Source organism: Streptomyces sp. NRRL F-2664 (assembly GCF_000719345.1).
GTDB lineage: Bacteria > Actinomycetota > Actinomycetes > Streptomycetales > Streptomycetaceae > Streptomyces.
This window is the reverse complement of sequence record NZ_JOFX01000402.1, coordinates 1-376: the sequence shown is the minus strand read 5'-3', so window position 1 is coordinate 376 and position 376 is coordinate 1. Positions and strand designations below refer to the sequence as shown.

At 75.8% G+C, this 376-nt stretch carries 1 protein-coding gene; it reads left to right on the top strand.

Translation table 11 applies throughout. From position 1 onward, the window contains the following. The coding region (locus IF89_RS39810; protein ID WP_043195021.1) for a hypothetical protein at positions 1-376 on the top strand (376 nt) is incomplete at both ends.

Sequence of the window (376 nt, the reverse complement as noted above, 5' to 3'; positions counted from 1 at the left end):
GCTGACGGCCGTCCTGGAGCTGGAGGACGGGCTGGTCCGCAAGGCCACGGCCGGGGACGGGGCGGTGACGGGGCTGGAGTACGGGCGGCCGCTGGCCGGGCACGGCCCCGTCATCACCCGCGTCGCCTCGCCCCTCGGCGCGGTGACCGAGATCGGCTACGAAGAGATCCCCGGCTCGCCCGTCCCGGCGCTGGCCGCGACCCGCCTGCGCACCCTCGACGACCGCGGCGAGCTCGCCGCGCCCGAGCAGCGGATGAACGTCTGGGCCGAGGGGGGCCGTGCCTACACGGGGGCGGGGGGCGGTTTCGCGGGTGAGGACGATGTCTTCGACCAGCGGACCGGCTTCACCTACACCACCGAGGTCTCCCTCCTGGGC